At 53.0% G+C, this 17,245-nt stretch carries 18 protein-coding genes and 1 tRNA gene; all 19 read left to right on the top strand.

The genetic code is table 11. The features are described 5' to 3' along the window. The first annotated feature begins 489 nt into the window (after positions 1-489). The 19 genes from VDP81_RS02885 (at position 490) to VDP81_RS02975 (ending at position 17,231) form a co-directional block, all read left to right on the top strand. Positions 490-594, top strand: a tRNA-OTHER gene (locus tag VDP81_RS02885). Between the two features lie 168 nt (positions 595-762). Next, positions 763-1,122, top strand: coding sequence for a hypothetical protein (locus VDP81_RS02890; protein WP_323011466.1), 360 nt, complete (start codon positions 763-765; stop codon positions 1,120-1,122). A 19-nt stretch (positions 1,123-1,141) separates the two neighbouring features. Continuing rightward, the gene (locus VDP81_RS02895) at positions 1,142-1,726 is read left to right on the top strand and encodes a TcpQ domain-containing protein (RefSeq protein WP_323011467.1); all 585 of its coding nucleotides are present in this window, start codon (positions 1,142-1,144) and stop codon (positions 1,724-1,726) included. A 59-nt stretch (positions 1,727-1,785) separates the two neighbouring features. Further along, a complete protein-coding gene (locus VDP81_RS02900; RefSeq protein WP_323011468.1) occupies positions 1,786-3,540 on the top strand; it encodes a hypothetical protein in 1,755 nt (584 codons plus the stop codon). Then, positions 3,537-4,631, top strand: a complete 1,095-nt coding sequence (locus VDP81_RS02905; protein ID WP_323011469.1) for a type II secretion system protein — start codon at positions 3,537-3,539, stop codon at positions 4,629-4,631. Before VDP81_RS02900 ends, VDP81_RS02905 begins: the two co-directional genes overlap by 4 nt. Before the next feature lie 46 nt (positions 4,632-4,677). Beyond that, positions 4,678-5,355 carry a type II secretion system protein gene (locus VDP81_RS02910; protein WP_323011470.1) on the top strand — a complete coding sequence of 226 codons (678 nt, stop codon included), beginning with the start codon at positions 4,678-4,680 and terminating at the stop codon, positions 5,353-5,355. Between the two features lie 16 nt (positions 5,356-5,371). Further along, positions 5,372-6,181 (top strand): hypothetical protein, encoded by an 810-nt coding sequence (locus VDP81_RS02915; protein ID WP_323011471.1) that lies wholly within the window; start codon positions 5,372-5,374, stop codon positions 6,179-6,181. Between the two features lie 7 nt (positions 6,182-6,188). Further along, on the top strand, positions 6,189-8,024 hold the full coding sequence (locus tag VDP81_RS02920; RefSeq protein ID WP_323011472.1) for a GspE/PulE family protein: 1,836 nt from the start codon (positions 6,189-6,191) through the stop codon (positions 8,022-8,024). Between the two features lie 72 nt (positions 8,025-8,096). Beyond that, on the top strand, positions 8,097-9,131 hold the full coding sequence (locus VDP81_RS02925; RefSeq protein ID WP_323011473.1) for a type II secretion system F family protein: 1,035 nt from the start codon (positions 8,097-8,099) through the stop codon (positions 9,129-9,131). Positions 9,132-9,133: 2 nt separating this feature from the next. Next, entirely contained in the window at positions 9,134-10,372 is a 1,239-nt protein-coding gene (locus tag VDP81_RS02930) for a hypothetical protein (protein WP_323011474.1), read from the top strand. Next, entirely contained in the window at positions 10,365-10,916 is a 552-nt protein-coding gene (locus tag VDP81_RS02935; protein WP_323011475.1) for a hypothetical protein, read from the top strand. The genes VDP81_RS02930 and VDP81_RS02935 overlap by 8 nt, the downstream gene beginning before the upstream one ends. A gap of 10 nt (positions 10,917-10,926) precedes the next feature. Beyond that, positions 10,927-11,472 carry a hypothetical protein gene (locus VDP81_RS02940; RefSeq protein ID WP_323011476.1) on the top strand — a complete coding sequence of 182 codons (546 nt, stop codon included), beginning with the start codon at positions 10,927-10,929 and terminating at the stop codon, positions 11,470-11,472. Next, complete coding sequence (locus VDP81_RS02945; protein WP_323011477.1) at positions 11,472-12,032, top strand: hypothetical protein; 561 nt, start codon at positions 11,472-11,474, stop codon at positions 12,030-12,032. The genes VDP81_RS02940 and VDP81_RS02945 overlap by 1 nt, the downstream gene beginning before the upstream one ends. Positions 12,033-12,059: 27 nt before the next feature. Next, positions 12,060-12,545 carry a hypothetical protein gene (locus tag VDP81_RS02950; RefSeq protein WP_323011478.1) on the top strand — a complete coding sequence of 162 codons (486 nt, stop codon included), beginning with the start codon at positions 12,060-12,062 and terminating at the stop codon, positions 12,543-12,545. A 66-nt stretch (positions 12,546-12,611) separates the two neighbouring features. After that, complete coding sequence (locus VDP81_RS02955; RefSeq protein ID WP_323011479.1) at positions 12,612-13,463, top strand: hypothetical protein; 852 nt, start codon at positions 12,612-12,614, stop codon at positions 13,461-13,463. Between the two features lie 375 nt (positions 13,464-13,838). Continuing rightward, positions 13,839-14,729: an RNA-directed DNA polymerase gene (locus tag VDP81_RS02960; protein ID WP_323011480.1), complete on the top strand. Its 891-nt coding sequence runs from the start codon at positions 13,839-13,841 to the stop codon at positions 14,727-14,729. A gap of 35 nt (positions 14,730-14,764) precedes the next feature. Beyond that, positions 14,765-15,463: a hypothetical protein gene (locus VDP81_RS02965; RefSeq protein ID WP_323011481.1), complete on the top strand. Its 699-nt coding sequence runs from the start codon at positions 14,765-14,767 to the stop codon at positions 15,461-15,463. Continuing rightward, positions 15,460-16,518 carry a PilT/PilU family type 4a pilus ATPase gene (locus VDP81_RS02970; protein WP_323011482.1) on the top strand — a complete coding sequence of 353 codons (1,059 nt, stop codon included), beginning with the start codon at positions 15,460-15,462 and terminating at the stop codon, positions 16,516-16,518. The genes VDP81_RS02965 and VDP81_RS02970 overlap by 4 nt, the downstream gene beginning before the upstream one ends. A 131-nt stretch (positions 16,519-16,649) precedes the next feature. Next, positions 16,650-17,231: a YcbK family protein gene (locus tag VDP81_RS02975; protein WP_323011483.1), complete on the top strand. Its 582-nt coding sequence runs from the start codon at positions 16,650-16,652 to the stop codon at positions 17,229-17,231. Positions 17,232-17,245 lie beyond the last annotated feature (14 nt).

Below are 17,245 nucleotides of genomic sequence, written 5' to 3' on the forward strand. Positions count from 1 at the left end.
AGCAAAACATACAACAAAAAACCTTTATTAATCAACGCCAACTGGCGCTATCCAGATATTGGATTGCTACATTTTAATGTTGTTTTGCGTCTACTGCAGGCACGTTCTGGTCACACTGGGCGGGATGAAAAGATGTTCTAACAAGCTACAAATTCGGGGTATCCGGATTTGAGTGCGGTTTCTACGGCGTCACCACGTCCGCCAGAAAGACGGGGTCTGCAATCAAGGAGAACGCCATGAGCGGCGATACAACGTAGCAGCGTAATCCGCTGAATCCCTGAACATTCGGGCGCGTAAAGCCGGGCGATATCGGCATGGGTCAAAAGTTGGCTGATGGCTGGAGGAGCACCCACCCTCTGTATGCCAGGAGACGCCGCCAAAACCACACGGGAAGTACGCGAGCCTGGGAGAAATCCACGCGAACAGGCCCATGTGGGCATGGTTAAAGCCCGTCCCTGCACGCGTCGGTTGCGGTGCAGGGTCATCAATAGTGCTGTAGCTCAGTTGGTTAGAGCGCCCCTCTTTGTGGGGAGTCGGAAAGAGAAATTCCGGGCAGGTGCACCTGCGGCACTGGTTCAATCCCAGTCGGCACTATTGATGGCAAGGGGGGTATAAGGTCCGTGCAGACGGGCTGGTATGCCACCAGTCGCTGGATAACGTAACCAGTACATACCTTGCCTGATGCGTCCTCACCCGCCTCCCACAAGCATCAGGCCACGTCACCACGTCGGTTCCATTGGCATCACACCACAAGCACAAATCATGAAAGAGACCCTTTCGGGCGGGATCTTGCATCTACGCGTCACGCCTGCGCAAATGAATCGGCTCCGATCAGGCGCTGCACTGACAGGAAAGCCCCTCGCGGACTATGTCCGCGGACTGATCGATGATGCGCTAAACCTCAGTGAACAAATCGTTGAGTTGCGCAGCATTATTCTGGACTATCAGTCCCAAGGCGCGGCCACCGAAGCAGCAAGCCCCAACACAGCAGCAACCGCCGTAGTGCAATCCGCATCGGTAGAGACCCTTTTGCTATTGCGTCAACTTGTCAAACCAGAGCACACCAGGGCAGCGCACGCGGATCTTGCACGACTCTCAATTCCTCCAATCCCATTAGCCTAATCCCAGGCAAGGAGTTTCCATGCACTCAGTTATGTGCAGGGCTGCCAGCGTCCTGGTGGCCCTGATCGTCTGCATTCCTGCAGTATCGACCGCTAAAGCACCCACACCATCCATTCGAATAAAGATCATCGATGCCGAACCACAGGCGTCAGCCCCGATCCCTACGCAAGAAATCATTGCGGCTGCGCCAACTGATGCATCTCCGAATTCCACAGCCCCGGACGAAGTGACAGATCCGGGCTTTACAAATGATGTTGTTGCCGTCGAAAACGATATTTTTCGTGAGCCAGAAGAGTGGGTGGTTACAGCAGCGGAGGTCGTACCTGTCGATGTACCAAAACCTACATGGTCAGTGACTGCAGGAACCACGTTGCACGAGGTAGTACAAAAATGGGCGGATGCAGCCGGCTGGTCTTTGGCATGGACCCTTCCTGAAAAAGAGCATTTGCGCATTGATGCGAGCAATATTTTTGTGGGGGAATTTAAAGACGCCGTAATCGAGTTATTCAACGCTCTTCCCCCAGACATTCAAATATTTGCTGAGCTGCGTATACAAAACAACCCGCCACTTATTTACGTGACGCGGCAACAGAGGGTTTACTAATGATTCCAAAAAAGGCCCTCGTGGCAATAACCACCATCGTCTTAGCAGGATGCGGCACCGTGGCAGAAGTTGCTCGGGATATTGATACAGAACAAAGCGTTCGTCATACGGAATTAAAAACACCATTTCGAATGGCACAGCGCAGCCGAGTGATTGAAGTACCTGGCGCGTTTGTCCCAGTTACCGCGATGACATCACTAAACGGTGGGCTTTGGCTACGCACAAAAATGGTTAGCTTAGACATCAAGAAGCCAACACCATTGGCTGCTATCGTATCCAAATTCGCTGAACAAGGCCTCAATATTGCAAGTGATTTGCCTTTAGACAGATATACGTACGTAGGGCGAGTAAACCGGACTGATGCCGACACAGCGCTCAAAACTGTCTTGGGCTCGCTTGGCCTGGACTATCAAGTCGACGATAGTCGTCAACTGATCACCATTCGCCCTGTTGCAACGAAATCATGGACCTTGAACATTGGTAACCGTCGTACCTCATTTGCCACCTCCAGCAATGAAAACACTGCATTCGAGTCCGATGATTCTTCAGGGGTTTATGGAAACAACGGTGCGGCCGGACGTACCGGCTCTACTCCGGCGCAGTCATCGAACTCGCGATCATCTTCAAACTCTTCAGGAAGCAGTGCGGACGGTCAGGGCACTACAGTCCAGTCAAGTGATGACTTCTGGTCCAGTTTGTCTAAGGAGCTGGAGGCACGTCTGACTATCCAAGTGCCAAGCGCTGCGGCCTCAGCGGGTGGAATGGCTGCAAATATTCCACCACCACTGCCTGGTACCACCCCAATGGTTCCTGGGATTGAAGGTGCAAGTTATTCGATGCTGAGCACTTCTGGTACCGAGTCCTATGCAGGTCAAAAGTTAGGCTCATTTTCTATAAACCCAGAGACTGGCGCAGTGTCTGTGCAGGCCCCACAGTGGGTGCTATCCGAGCTTGACACTTACTTTAAAAACGTGCAGGAAATGTACAACACGAACATTTCATTTGCTGGCGAAATAATCCTGGTCACCACATCACGTGGTGATAGTGAAGGATTTGACTTATCAGGGTTCGCACAATGGGCTGGCGGGAAGTATGGGGCCATCATTACAAATAATGCTTTAGGTGGGGTCACGGTAAGCATGCCAGAAGGAGGTGGTGTCCCTGCTGTAGCGGCCAGTGCTCAAGGCGTTGCTGGCCCGCTTATCGGTGGTCAATACCGAAGTGGTGAAAATGCACTGAATATTTTCAACGCATACTTATCCGAAGTGGGTAAGGTTTCTGTAATCCAAAAACCACGGATAACAACCACTTCTGGTGTGCCGGGAGTCTTCAGGAGAAAATATGTTGATTACTACAATGACATAACTCAGGAAGCAGCTGCCGGTGGAACCGGCTCTGCAATTACAGCAACGAAGAACCAAATCATTCCTGTAGAAACCGGCATTGACTTACGCGTGAATCCACGTGTTGATGTCAGCACCGGACTTATTCGAGTGCAGTTGTCTCTTAATCAAATTATTCGATCAGGAACCAGGGTCCTCTCACAGATGATTACCTTCGGAAATACTGCTCAATCGGTAAACACCGCGATTCCGCTATTGACCAAACAAAATTCCCAAGGCGAAGTTCTTTTGCGTGATGGTGACATGATTATTATTGGTGGCCAGACGGAGGACAGTATGAGTGCGGATGAGAGCGGTCTTCCAGGAGGGGCTCGAGGTCCTCTGGGTGGGATCTTCGGCACAAAGGAGGCCAATCGAGGAAAACAGACCTACTACTTCGCTTTGCGTGTCACCGTCAATAAGAGGCAATGATGATTGGAAAAGTGCGCCGCTGGCAAAAGCGCCGGGCGAGAGCGCGGCCTGATCGCCGCCAAGCTCAACGGGGCTTTGCTCTTCTTGAAATCATGATTTCAGTTTTGGTAATCGGAATCCTCTCGGCTGCGTTGGGGCCACTGATGAGGTCGATCATAACGATGAATGAAAGAGCGTACGAAGAGCGCCATCGTTTGAACAACCTCAGGATCGGCGCTGCATTGATGTCGGTTGCATCCAGCTCAAAGTTAGGCAGATTGCCAGCACCGGTAACATCAGGCGCATTGACGAATGCGATATACAACCCCGCAGACAGTACGCCAGCCGGGTTGGCACTATCGTCCGCGCTAGTGCAGGCGGGCGTCAATATGTCCGAAGTCAATGATGATGGACGTACAGCAGCAAATGTGCGCGTTTATCAGATGGTGTCACCGCCCGCAATGCAAACGCCGCTCTTTTTCCAAAGCGGTCCATCAGTGTTTCTTCGTTATGACGTCGGTGCGATTTACTTGACGGCGTGCTCAAAAGGAAGCGCCGACTGTAATCCGGGACCGGGCGGTGTGCCCGGTGACTCTGCGGCCATGACTGTAGCAAACCATGCCAGCTGGGCAACCTCCGGGACTGACGGCAGCCCGTTTTTGATTTCGTCTTTGCCTGTGCAGAAGATGATGCTGGCAAACACTGTTCAGCGACTGGAGCGGTTGCGCGAAGCGATGGTTGGATATCTCCGTGTGCAGCAGCTCACAGCGAGCGCTTCGGACTCTACGAACTGGTATCCGAATCAACTCGGAAACTCAGAACCTGGGTCGCTTGCTACATCTAATCCAGCTGGTAATCAAGATTGCCTGGATGGCTGGTATCGGCTGGATGACTCAAACGACATTTTGCCGACGCTTGGTCTTGCGGGAGAAGAGTTTGGTCAGACCGCTTGGGGTGGGTCAATTGAATATTGCCGCGATTATGACCCCACTGGTCTACAGGATCCAGACCAGCCACCTCACTATGCAGCTTTGCGTATTCTGCGTGATATCTCACAAGGCCTTCCGCCAGATAACGCAGTACGTGGGAACAACGTCTTTCTGACGTTCTAAGCCCTTTATTCATTAAATTTCATTTCTATCGCTCATTGGAGTTCGCATGCACACGCCTGTAGAAAATCAACAGTCAACCGTTCAAACAAGGCCGGATGACAAACATCAATCGAAGCTTCGTCGTCAACGAGGGTTCGGCCTTCTCGAAGTCATGATTGTGGTGGTGGTTGTCGGGATCCTTTACGCTTTATCTGGTCGTTCTCTTGGCGGCTCGACGGAAAAAGCAAACGCAACGGCCATGACGCGCATGTCGCAGAAACTGACCGACAACTGGACAATGATTGCCCAAACCTGCGGAACAACTACGGATCCGGCGAACAGTCCGGTCAGTGGGAATAGCGCAGCCAACGCACTTAATCTGTTGATCGGCGGAAATACTAGCGCAGCAACCGGCGGTTACACGGTTCCCGCCGCATATGAAAGTTGCTACCGCCAGTCAAAAGTACTGCCATTGACTGAATCTGCCCAATGGGATGCCACCAATACGCGATGGCTCGTGTCGAGCTATGAGGTAGTGATTGCGCGATCCACTAGCTCTGGACAAGGCTTTATTGATACCCAATATCAGAACGTACCGTCCGAGCTGGCCTTGCTGATCGTGCAGCAGTTTGTGCCGAGTGTGACAGATCTTGGTGCTGCTGCTAGCAACTCATACGTGGCCGTGCACTATGGTGCCGAAACGGCGGGCGCTCGCACAGTGACTCTGCGCCGGCCAGTCAACTAAACAGCGGAGCTGCTTCATGTACGCAGTGTTCGTCATTGCGTTATCTGCGTGGCTGGCCTACATCTCGGATGGGCTGGTCACGCACTATCGCGAACTCAGTCAGATGTATCAGGAACATGCGCGTGCAATTCAGACCAGGTTGATTGCTGAAGCGCTCGACCAGTATGTCAATGAGAGGGGCGAATTCCCGTTGTCGTTGACGGCTTTGGCAACAACACCTGGTTTTGAGTACGTGCGTGGTTTATATGGCCCTTGGCAGGGATATGACGTCACAACAGGATTAACCGATAGCGTTTGGCGTTACTCCAGAATGACGTTCTTCACAACAAATCCTAAAGACGGGATTTCTCGTGAAACCTACCTTGGCCAGAACTCATGCGGGACAGGCCCCTTTTCGTCAGCCACCAGCTGGTGTGGTTCACCCGGCAGCTCCTGGTACAGGCGCGAAAGCAAGGATTCAGTTCATAACGAGCTGGCCAATCAACGAATACGGCTGCACCGTACTCTTCAGAAACTAGCGCAGCATTACAACAGCCATGGTGCATTTCCAGCCGCGAAGTCTGATGGCTCTGTTATGTCGGATGGCTCTATCCAGACCTTGGCCGATATTGTGGGTTTTTCGTCAGCCCTTAACGACTGTATCGGCGCCTACGCCTTCGAATCGGTCCCTCTGGACTGTGTTGATTTGTACGACCAATGGGGCGGCAAGATTGAATATCAGCTGGAAAGCGACCAAACAATTGTGTTGCTCTCCCGCGCCCCGGTTTTCAATGCTGCTGGCACACAAATAACGGTCGCCGCAACTTACGACCTGTCTTTACTTTAGGCGCACTATGCAAGCAATTGACGTTGCAAAAGAATGGGGATGGAGTAGCCCACCCGAGACGGTTCTGGATGTTGCAGAACACTGCCTCTTGGCTAAAGAACTGAAATCCGGCGACCTTATGGTAAAGCTCGGCATTATCAGCGAAGAGCGTCGCGATCGGTTATTAAGCACCAAGCCCGCCGAGCAGCGCACAGTAACGTGGTTCGCTCAACACGAGTCAGGCATTGCAGCAAATCAAGATCGCATCCTGGCCCTGCAGGCAGGATATCCCTACTACTCTCAGTTAACGGAACTGTCGGTGCATGAATGTATGCATGACCGGGACGTTAAGAAGCGGGCTGATGGCATCGATGCGGCGGTCATGATGATTCAAGACACGCTGCCGGTGCTGGTTTTTGCGACATGGCCGGCGTTGCTAAGCTTCAAATCTATGGGCCGCGCTGAGCAGCAAGCCGACCCGATCGTGAAACATCTGGGTGGCGTCCCACGGTTGGCAGTCGGGGCCCGGGATGCAATCTCCGTCATCATTCGCAATGTGCTGGACAGCACCGATACATCCAGCACCGCTGAACTGGCTAACCTCTGGGTGGCTGCCAGCGCGGAGAACCGTGATAAAGAAGAGAACCGTCTGGTAACCCGTTTGATTGACCATGCGCTTAGTACGGGAGCCACTGACATCGCCCTCATGCCGCAACGAAATGGCGAGTATCGCGTACAAATCCGACGCTATAACGAAATGGTGACGGCGCCCACAATCGGGGATCGAATCAGCGCAGAACAAAGCGCACAGATAATCCAGCTGCTGCAGTCGAAGTCCGGCGCTAATCCGAGCAACACGCAACAACGATTGCCCACCAACGGGCACATTTCTTATAAGAGCTCGACGGCCGGGGATGTGTTTTTACGGCTATCGTTTATCCCACTGAATCATTTGGGCGAACTGCGCAATCTCACGTCATGTTCGATCAGGTTGTTGCCTCGCACTGATGCCAATATTTCTCTGGACAAGCTGGAGCTAGACCCGGTCGTCATAGAAACCGTACGCTTTGCGATGAGGCTCTCGTACGGTCTAGTTGTCGTAGTAGGGCCGACGAACAGCGGTAAGTCAACAACTGTCGCGGGTGCCATCGGTGAGCACGTTAATCTTTTCGGTTCTCGCCGCAAGCGTCTCTCGGTTGAGGATCCCATTGAACGGTTCTTGCCAGGTATTACCCAGGTCAATGTACCGACGCACGTTACTCGAGAGGCTGCATTTGGTGAGGTGCTGCGAGCATTCAAACGCCACGACCCAGACCTGATATGGGTAGGAGAGGTTCAAGACCAGCACACAGCAGACATCTGTGTGGCGCAAGCAAGCACAGGCCATCTGGCACTTTCCACCATGCATGCCAGCAACACGATTCAAGGATTTGATCATCTGGCCAAGATGCTGCCAGCCGATAAACGATTCCAATTGGTGGAAAGCTGCAGCGCCATTATTTCCCAGCGCCTTGTGCAGCGACTTTGTCCTCACTGTCGCATCGTCGACAAGCACACCGAAACGGAAGCGGCCGAATTCGCTGCCTATTGCGAAATGATAGGTGAGAAGGCTTCGCTACCCACTCAAATTGCTCGACCCAATCCTGATGGTTGTGATCGCTGCGGTAATTCAGGCTACGCGGGGGTAGTGCCTGTCAATGAGGTTCTGCTGATGACGCGCGAAGCAAAGGAACATGCGAGAAAGTTGATTGAAGGCGTGGCTTCCCGCGAAGGATTGGCACCCTATCGAAAGCTGACGATGCTCCAGAATCTCGTAAGCCGTTTGGATTCACACCAGGTCGGTTTCGACGCCATCTTCGAATGAAGCGGACAAAGGACTCCCGGAGCGCTCTAACGATCTGGAGTGCCGTCACAATGTCATAAAAAGGTCATCAACATGATGTCGCTTAAACAGATCAATGCAGCGGCCGATGCATTGGCAAGTATGTTTGGTGCCGGCACTGCAATCGACAAGATCATGAAACGGATGTCTTCGTTGCAGCCTGCTCAGAAAGAGTTTTGGCAGAAGGCACAGGTTTCAGTCGAACAGGGCGCCCGCCTTTCTGAACCTCTTTCTCAGGTGTGGCCTTCCAGTCTTGTGAATGCTGTGAGAGCAGGCGAGGCGTCAGGAAAGATTGAGCAAGCTCTTGCTCAAATAGCGGAAACCACTGAGCTTCAACTGAAAATTCAGGCGCAGATATCCAAGCTTGGATATCCGTTTCTGCTGATTGGATGCGGAATCGGAATCTTCATTTTCTACATGGTCGTTGTTCTGCCGAACATTGGTCGGGCATTGGGTACGAAAACACCGAGTCCGATGATGAAATTGTCAGCATGGCTCAGTGAGCTTGCGGCAAACCATGGCTTCATCATTCTTGGAGCGATTGGCATCATCGCTGTTTTGTTGACCAGCTGGTTGAGATCAGCCGAGGCCCGCACAACGATTCTGAACTGGAGCATGGCAGTTCCGGTGCTGCGTAATGCGCTTAGAGACCTGTACTTCGGAATCTGGGCGAACTACATGGCAATGATGGCTGCAGCTGGCATTTCAACCACGCACGGCTTGAGGCTGACCCAGCCAATTCTGCCCGAAGCAATGCAGGAGAGCGTTCAGCAATTTTTGCATGACCTGGAGGTCAATCACCGCTCGATGAGTGATGCTGCAGATCCAAGCTTGCAGACCGATGATCGGGCAAAGTGGTGGCCGTTTTACATCGGCCAGGCCTTCTTGATGGCCGACTCAACTGGGAGAGTGGATACAGCCTTACAAAAGGTTGCTCCATCGCTCATCAAGGAAGGAAGCCAGCTTCTTGCAGCCGTTCTGAAAGGCTTCTGGGTCGTATCGATAACCATAACTGCCATTGTGGCGGTGGCACCTTTAATTGCGTACTACTGGGAGCTTGGTCAGGCTTTCAACCAATCAGGACTGTAAACATGCTTGAAAGATTCAATCGCAAAGCCAGGCCTCAACAACCAGTCTCTGCCCGGCGCGGATACGAAGTGATTTCCGCTGTAGATGACGCACGATTTGAGAACCTCGGGTCGCGCAAGATCCTGCTGGTGGGTGAACCCGTCTTTACTTCTTTGCGAGCGGATACGCATCCAAGCAACTTTGTCTCACAACCAGCGCGAGAAGGGGCAGGTTTTGTACGGACACTTGTTGCCAAAAGCAGCCCAAAAATTCATGTGGCTGTGGATGAGCGACTATTTAAGCGTCAGCGTCATCGTTTTGCGCTCGCGCTGGATGGATACTTGTCTTGGGGTTTCTCTCAGCGGGATCCAGGCACGCTAATCCTATTGGGTGGCGGAGCCAGCGCGGACAACGGCACCAACGTTGACGTACTTGTATTTCAGGGCGGAGTGATCCATGAGGTAAACGAAAAACATCTGCCTAGCGCCGAAGCATCTAGTTTCGTAGATGCCCTGGAAAACATGATCGCGACGCTGCGCAACAGCTACCCCACAGCTCGAATCGTGCAGGCTGCGCCCCTAGCGAACTGGGGGCTGCATGATGTTGCCTACATCGGGGATGCCCCCCTGAAACGTCTGTCGTTTCGACCGTTGGTCCGATCGTATGCAAAAGGCCGTGCTTATTGGATGCCCGCCGGAATAGCAGCGGCCGGCGTTGTCGTTTACTGCGGCTTGTTGATGTTTGGTTGGGGCAGTTACAACGGCGCCCTATCGAAGTACGAGACAGCCATTACCGATGCAGCCATACGCGATGCGGGTGGTATCGACACGAACTTCCTGGACATCATGAATGCGCGCCGCTTCTACATGGAGCAACCGAGGCGGCAGGTGCGGCTGACGCAAGAAGCAATCCGCGTGGTGCGTGGAATCGGCATCGTGCCGGATGTGCAAATTGTGGAACTCAAATTGCCCGCTCCCGCGCTGGATGGTCCAAGGGCAAATGGAAACACCCTGATCTCTCCCGAGCACACACGCCAAAGGAACCAGATCATGCCTGATAGAACACCTGACGTTTGGATGGCCATTTCAGTACCTCGCCAACGGGATACTGCGATTCTCCAAGCGAAGGATGTAATGACCTCTATCGCCAACAGCACCGGAATGTCCTTGAGGCTGTCCCATCAAGGCTGGCGAGAAGACGCGGGGGCCACGGGTAATGGCGCCAGGCGCATCTTCAATATCGAAGGGTTCATTCATGATTAGTCATCAGTTTCGACGTGCACCATTCTTGATCGCCTTGGTTTTTGTGCTGTTGCTGCTGCTCAATGGTTGGGACGCCTCAACCATTTTGCGGTCCAAGGCGGCAGCTCAGGAGACCGTAACTGAAGGTGTGTATCAGTGGCGCCAAAGTTATATGGCCTTACGAGAGGTACTGGGGCAATGGGAGAAAAAATATCGGCGTGATGATTCCATCCAGGATTTGATCTCGCTGTACGCCATGGTGGGCCTTGATCGGTATGGTTTGAGAACAAATGCGGATAACGTAATCCTGAACACAATTGAACCGATTGTGCAGAACAACCTGCATATCGGGCTGACGAAGATTTGTCTCATTTCAACCCGCGGTGCCGACCACGATTCGCTGCTCGTTGAAGCACACGATTACGAGACGCTTTTCAGAGGTTTGAGCCAACTGGCGGATCAGCCCGATATCCACATCGGTAAGATCAGCATCAAGGGTGATTCCTCCTTGGCTACGGCCAACCTCGGCGACTTTTGCATCCTGCTGCGCACCAGCCAATCCTGATGGAGTTTTTATGGCTGCTCAATCATCTAAAAAATTTGCTTCTGGCATGACAGCGCGGACCATCTATATGGGCGCAGCGGTGGTGCTGTTTTTGACGTGGCAAATCACAGACCATGTCATTACTCGGATGCGTCAAATGCCGGTAAAAATGGCTCCCAAAGTCAATCACCAAGGCGACCTGGTCGATCCCAAAAGTTTCTATCCCGTTTGGGTAAAGCAGGCCGTCGCGCTTAAACCAATTGATCCCGATATGAACGTCGATGCTTTTTTCCGAAAGAAAGAGCAGCCGGCTGCACAGGAGCCACTGCCCGCGCCTGCGCCAGAGCCCGACTATGTGGCCCTATTTGCTCAGCAGGTTCGTATTGACGGCATCACTGATAACGGTGTCTTCCTGAACGGAAGGTTTGTGAAACTGGGTTCTGAATTGCAATCGTTGTCCGTGCAACGGCCAAACGGAGGTTCGGTTATACCGGTCTTGTCCGCTATCTCGATGCGGTTCATCGAATTTCGTATTGGGGAACAGTCACTGCGCATCCCATATAGGGAGCCTACGTAATGGAGTGGTTGGATACTTTACGTTATGACTACCCTCGGCTTTTTCGGGTTCTCGTCATTGTTGCACTAATCATTTCACTGGTCGGCGGCTTCATGATTATTCCCGAAGGGTCAATGGCACGAGCAATCGGAATTACTGATGTGCAGCACCGGGTTACTGCCACTTTTAACGGACTCTACTGGTCAGTTCGAGCACACGTACACCAGGACGGTCCTGAGCAACACGTTCAGCTCTACGGCAACATTGAAGGGATTGACGAAACCACACAGCTGGTTGTTTCAATACCCATCAAAGATCAGTTCCAGCAAAAAACCTTTCGGCTGGCCAATACAGAGATCATTGACGTATATGGTGCGGTTCATGCGGTCGGAGCGCTACGTCAGGAGACGGCCCGCTTCGACGTTTATGACGGAAACAATGTCGTCGTTTGGATTCGGGGCACACCTCTGAACGTGAAGTTGATCGAATCCGGTGTGGCACGCCCCGCTCCTAAACCCCCTTCCAACATCTTTGACCGGGCATTTGCCGCTTACTACTGGCGCCTGGCCAAGGCTCAATAGCAGCATCCCCCATCTTTGGAGAGAATCATGAAACTCGGCAAACTTCTTGTCGCGACGGCTGTCGCCCTTATCGTTGCTGTCCCCGCTGTTGCTAAGAATTGGATGTGGGAAACAGGCCAGCAGTCAATCAATGGATCTATCACGGTGCGCTCGACCAATGGTGGCGCTTCGCAGAATGTCGTACAGAACCCTACAGGTGCAGTTGCCAAGGTCGATCAAAGTGCAGTCACCCAGCCCCCCACCATCATCGTTCAACAAACGGGCGGCGGTGATTGCTACCTGGTTTTTTTCAATGTAAGCGGTACGCCAAAAATGCTCATGGGCAACGGGATTTTCGAGGGGAGCACGTTCACCGGCATGCTCTACGGAACCAAGACTGCTGGCTACTTTCGCGAATGCGGCACGGATGCCTCGTGCGCGTGGAATAGCGCCACCTACGGCTACAGCGGCTACGGCATCGTTTCTGTCGTGGGCCTCCCTATCACTCGAAAGGAAGCGGTAGCTTGTTTATAGACTCTAGGCCCTGGACCCTAGACCCTGGGGTGCAGGGGCAAAGCCCCTGCTTTTCGTAAAAGAGAAATGGAACAAATACAACCCACAGACCAGGAGCGAAAGGACTATGCCCTTACGCTTCGCAACAGCGTTGAGCTTGGTCTTGGTAGAGAAGACCCGCTGATCAAGACATCGGCAATGGTGTTCAAAAAATATCCGCACCACCTGGTGCTGATACAGGCCGGCGGGTTCCTCCATGCGTATGGCAAAAGTGCTTACTTCCTGCATAAGCTCAAAGGCTATCGGCTTCGGGTCGTTGGTCCGGAATCCGCACCAAGCATTCGATGCGGGTTACCGGTGTCACGGCATCGTCGTTCGCTTTGGCATGTATTTGCGGATTACAAAGTCCCGTACGTTGTTGCTCTGGGTTCCCGCGGCAACTACGAAGTCCATGTCTCTAGGGAAGAAACCACCAGCAGTCTGATCGATGAGATCCCTGACTCGATCGTCGAGCAGCTGGTCGCCGAGCTGTCGCAAACGGATCGGCTGCGCACGGCGCGAGCGGCACAGATTCTTCTTCGGCCGGAACAAAGCACCTTTCGACTGAAGCAAGCGGTCGACCAGTTGTACGAAGAGACTCACAAGGACTTGAAACGGATGCCGCGTGATCTACGCATTTTCGTCGGGCAAGATGTAGCAGACTGTTTGGGAAGAATCATTCGCATGGTGTACGGATTCTCCAGCTCCGATGATCGAACCGGCCTTCTGAAAAGGCTATCTGGAGACATCGATCTCTACCGGTACTTTTTGGACCATTGGAGGAAAGTGGGGAAACTAAACAATGACAAGTTCAACCTTCGCGCCGCCCTGATTATCGAGATGGGTAGCCTGGTTGGAGGACTGATCAACAAGTACCGGCGCTCTGCACCGGTACGTTGATGGGGTTTGTGGACCAAGTGTGCCTCGTGCGCGTGGAATAACGCCACCAACAACAACAGCAACAACAACATCGTTTCTGTCGTGGGCCTCCCAATCGTTTGAAGCAGGACCGCCGACATCACTCAGGGATGAATGATGGGCAATAATCATTCGATAACAAACTCCAGGGCTTCTGCCCGAAAGCATGTTGAGCGTCAAAGACGCTCAGCCACCCGAGGACGGGGCGGTGACTCTCTCTCATGCAGAGGAGGAGCCGCCTCAAATTCGGTACCCCATCCAAGCGATCCGGGGTATTTTCATCGAATCACCGAGTTGCACAACCTGAATCGACTCTGGTTTCGCACCAAGCAGTCTCGTTCATTGCGTCCTCGTTACGTGAAGTTCAATCTTCGACGGCTTCACTATTTATCGATCATCCAGGCTCGGTTGCGAGAAGGGCAATTCGAGTTTGGCCCGTACCAGTATTTCTGGGTACAGGAAAAAAGCCGACGCTCCATTGCAAATGCACCGCTTAAAGACCGGGTGGTGCAATGGATGCTTTATGAACATTTGATTGGACACTGGAGCCGCCGTTTCATCTACGACTCGTTCGGCAACCTGCCTGGAAAGGGAACGCATGCCGCCGTAAAGCGCGTGGCCGGCTGGGCGCGAAAGACCAGTCTGCCCTACGCGCTGCAGATCGATGTCTCGAAGTTCTTTCCGAGCATTCAGCACCACTACCTTAAACAGATCGTGCTGCGCCGAGAGGGCAATCACGCCATTCGCGAGCTGCTGATTTCTCTTATCGAATCCTTCCAGACGGGCAACGAATTTGACCATCTTTTCCCGGTCGATCATCCCTATCGAAAGACGGTGGACAAGGGGCTGCCATCCGGCAACCTGTCGAGTCCTACCCTGGCCAACATCTATCTGAATGAGTTTGACCATTGGGTGAAAGAGGTTCTGCGATTCAAGCATTACATGCGATACGTCGATGACCTGATCTTTTTCAGTGATTCCAAGGAAGAGCTGCATAAAGTGAAAGACCTGGTGCTTGCAGAACTTCTTCGATACGGTTTGTCAGCGAACCCACACAAGATTGCCATTCGCCGGGTAAAGGATGGGATTCCGTATCTTGGATATGTCGTTTGGCCCAATCACATCTCTGCAGGCAAGTACGTCCGGAAAAAATACGGCCGCTTGCTGCGCAGATCAGAAGGCCGGGACGTAACGCTTTCTCGAGCCTCCTACCAAGGAATTTTCAAACACACAGGCCCAACGAGATAGCAGCGATGCAGGGAGTTTGCGGCCGGAGTCAAGTAATGCGACAAACTCTCCATCGAATCTTATGCAGTGTGGCCGCTGCTTTGTTCCTCGGCGTGCCTGCAACCCAGGCTACCGTCCAGATGCAGTCTGATGACGTGGTAATCGACTCCCCCGCTCTTCATGCCTTGTATGAAAAGTACCCTGCCTACCACGAAGTATTTGACACTTACGCGCTAAAGCAGGGTTTCAAGCGACCCTATGAGCGTATCGGCACCGTCCTTCACGAGCTGATCCATATCGACTCCATGGTGCACCAAGGGTTCTTTATTGAGGGAGTCTATTACGAGCCATATCTTGATGCGGGCGCTTGGCCGACGTTGACCAACAAGGACATTGACGCCCTGCTGCCCAACGAAGAAAAAGACCACAGGATTTTCTGGCAGTACGTTCGTAATACGCCGTCCAACACGCTTGCCAATGCGCTTGATGAGCTTAACGCTTACTCACACGTAACGGCCTGGATGTGCCGGCACGATGAAACTGGAGCGGTTAAACAGCTTGCCAACATAAAAGGCTTCTTGTGGCTGGTACAGACGTTTCTCGATATGACTCACGAGCATACGCCGGCTGAGTCAAGGGCATTGGCGCTGAACCCAGTATCGAGCTCAGCCCTACATCTGATCGTAACTCGGGCCAAGCAGGTGCTGGCTCAGTGCGCCCTCGTTTCATATCTGAATGTCACGGAGAGTGAATGAAAGCCAAGTTTTTGTCTGCGTTTGAAGTTGCTTGCGAGCAAAACGCCTCCGATCTGCATTTGTCGACTGGTCGCGTACCTTACATCCGAGTTGACGGCGTTCTGGTTCCGTTGTCCGACCCGCCGGTGCTCGATCATGAGATCAAGTTGATGGCGCAAAGTGTTATTCATGCGGATCTGATGGAATCCTACCTGGTAAACGAAAGCGGTGATTATTCAGCGGAAATTGAGGCCGGTGGCGTGCTACGACGGGTTCGCGTCAATTTTTACCGCCACCACTTCGGCCCGGCTGCTGCGATCCGTATCCTTCCTCAACACGTCCAGTCGCTTGAAGACATCGGCGCTCCGGCCCTTCTCAGTGAGCTGGCCCAAGCACCACGTGGTCTGGTATTGGTTTGCGGGCCGACCGGGTCTGGCAAGAGCACGACGCTCAATGGGATGGTTCACCATATCAACACCACACAGCAAAGACATGTGCTGACGCTTGAAGACCCCATCGAGCTGATCCATACATCCGCCCGAGGGTTGATCCATCAACGCGAAATTGGCAAAGATACCCCCACCTTTCAAGCGGGGCTGCGTGACGCACTGCGTGAGGATCCCGACGTTATTGTCGTCGGAGAAATGCGGGACCTGGAAACAATTCGCCTTGCTTTGACGGCTGCCGAGACAGGGCATCTGGTTCTGGGGTCGGTTCATACGATGTCGGCACCAAAGGCCGTTGATCGGATCATTGACGTTTTTCCTGAATCTGAAAAAGGCGCAGTCAGGATGATCCTGTCCGAGAGCATTCAGGCAGTGATATCGCAAGTCCTGCTGAAGCGTGTTGATGGACCTGGCCGGGTCGCCGCGCACGAGATCATGGTTGCAACGCCGGCCATTCGGAACCTTATACGTGAGGGTAGGACTGAGTCGATGCGAAGCGTGTTGGCGACAGGAAAAACCGAAGGCATGAAGACACTCGATCAAGACCTGCAGAACCTTCTGACGAGCAAGCGGATTGATCGAGAAGCTGCGCTGGCCTTGGCGCAGGACAGAACATTTTTCAATCGATAGCTCGGATCCTCTCGGGTAAGAGTTGTTTCATTCCCTCACGGCTTTTCACGCATGCGTGAATTTCCCCTTGCCCTTCATCCTCAGGCGTACCGTCTAGAGCTTGCTGCGCCTGGCATTTAAAGGACAGCTTCATGGTGCTCTATAAAGCAGCGGCTGAAATTCCGCAAATTCTGGACCCGGCGCGCCGCCGTTTTCTCGGCAAGGCAGGTCTAGGTTTTGCTGCGGCCATGTTCCCTCAGGCCTTACTGGCAAATAACTTTTGGGAGCAGCCTCGCACACTGTGGATCAAACGGGCACAAACCGGCGAAACCGTGCGTGAGACCTACTGGGCTAATGGCCGCATCGTTAGACCAGGCTACGAGCGAATTTGCCACGTATTGCGCGATGTGCAGGCTGGCGTGACAGGTGAAATGACCCTTCGGGTGCTCGACATTCTGGCGGGCACTCAGGGCTACTTCAAAGCCTACGGCCAAGACCGTCTGATCCTAGCGACCTCTGGGTTGCGCATCAAAGCAACTAACGGCAAGACAGAAGGCGCAGCCAAAGACAGCGAACACACGCGTGCAAACGCGTGTGACTTCACCATGGAAGGCGTCACCCCTTCCTATCTCTCAAAGCTTGGCCTCTACCTGCAAGGTGGGGGTATTGGCTTATACACCGCCAAAAATTTTGTACATGTTGATGGTGGAAACGTTCGATTTTGGCAAGGCTGAAGCCGAGATCTATA

This window comes from Castellaniella sp., from assembly GCF_034675845.1.
Lineage (GTDB): Bacteria > Pseudomonadota > Gammaproteobacteria > Burkholderiales > Burkholderiaceae_B > Castellaniella.

Excerpts from the sequence above, each read along its gene's own strand:
- VDP81_RS02910 (WP_323011470.1), top strand. The coding sequence starts at position 4,678 with ATGCACACGCCTGTAGAAAATCAACAGTCAACCGTTCAAACAAGGCCG.
- VDP81_RS02955 (WP_323011479.1), top strand. The coding sequence starts at position 12,612 with ATGGAACAAATACAACCCACAGACCAGGAGCGAAAGGACTATGCCCTT.
- VDP81_RS02895 (WP_323011467.1), top strand. The coding sequence starts at position 1,142 with ATGCACTCAGTTATGTGCAGGGCTGCCAGCGTCCTGGTGGCCCTGATC.
- VDP81_RS02915 (WP_323011471.1), top strand. The coding sequence starts at position 5,372 with ATGTACGCAGTGTTCGTCATTGCGTTATCTGCGTGGCTGGCCTACATC.
- VDP81_RS02935 (WP_323011475.1), top strand. The coding sequence starts at position 10,365 with ATGATTAGTCATCAGTTTCGACGTGCACCATTCTTGATCGCCTTGGTT.
- VDP81_RS02950 (WP_323011478.1), top strand. The coding sequence starts at position 12,060 with ATGAAACTCGGCAAACTTCTTGTCGCGACGGCTGTCGCCCTTATCGTT.
- VDP81_RS02970 (WP_323011482.1), top strand. The coding sequence starts at position 15,460 with ATGAAAGCCAAGTTTTTGTCTGCGTTTGAAGTTGCTTGCGAGCAAAAC.
- VDP81_RS02930 (WP_323011474.1), top strand. The coding sequence starts at position 9,134 with ATGCTTGAAAGATTCAATCGCAAAGCCAGGCCTCAACAACCAGTCTCT.
- VDP81_RS02905 (WP_323011469.1), top strand. The coding sequence starts at position 3,537 with ATGATGATTGGAAAAGTGCGCCGCTGGCAAAAGCGCCGGGCGAGAGCG.
- VDP81_RS02925 (WP_323011473.1), top strand. The coding sequence starts at position 8,097 with ATGATGTCGCTTAAACAGATCAATGCAGCGGCCGATGCATTGGCAAGT.
- VDP81_RS02920 (WP_323011472.1), top strand. The coding sequence starts at position 6,189 with ATGCAAGCAATTGACGTTGCAAAAGAATGGGGATGGAGTAGCCCACCC.
- VDP81_RS02965 (WP_323011481.1), top strand. The coding sequence starts at position 14,765 with ATGCGACAAACTCTCCATCGAATCTTATGCAGTGTGGCCGCTGCTTTG.
- VDP81_RS02940 (WP_323011476.1), top strand. The coding sequence starts at position 10,927 with ATGGCTGCTCAATCATCTAAAAAATTTGCTTCTGGCATGACAGCGCGG.
- VDP81_RS02890 (WP_323011466.1), top strand. The coding sequence starts at position 763 with ATGAAAGAGACCCTTTCGGGCGGGATCTTGCATCTACGCGTCACGCCT.
- VDP81_RS02945 (WP_323011477.1), top strand. The coding sequence starts at position 11,472 with ATGGAGTGGTTGGATACTTTACGTTATGACTACCCTCGGCTTTTTCGG.
- VDP81_RS02975 (WP_323011483.1), top strand. The coding sequence starts at position 16,650 with ATGGTGCTCTATAAAGCAGCGGCTGAAATTCCGCAAATTCTGGACCCG.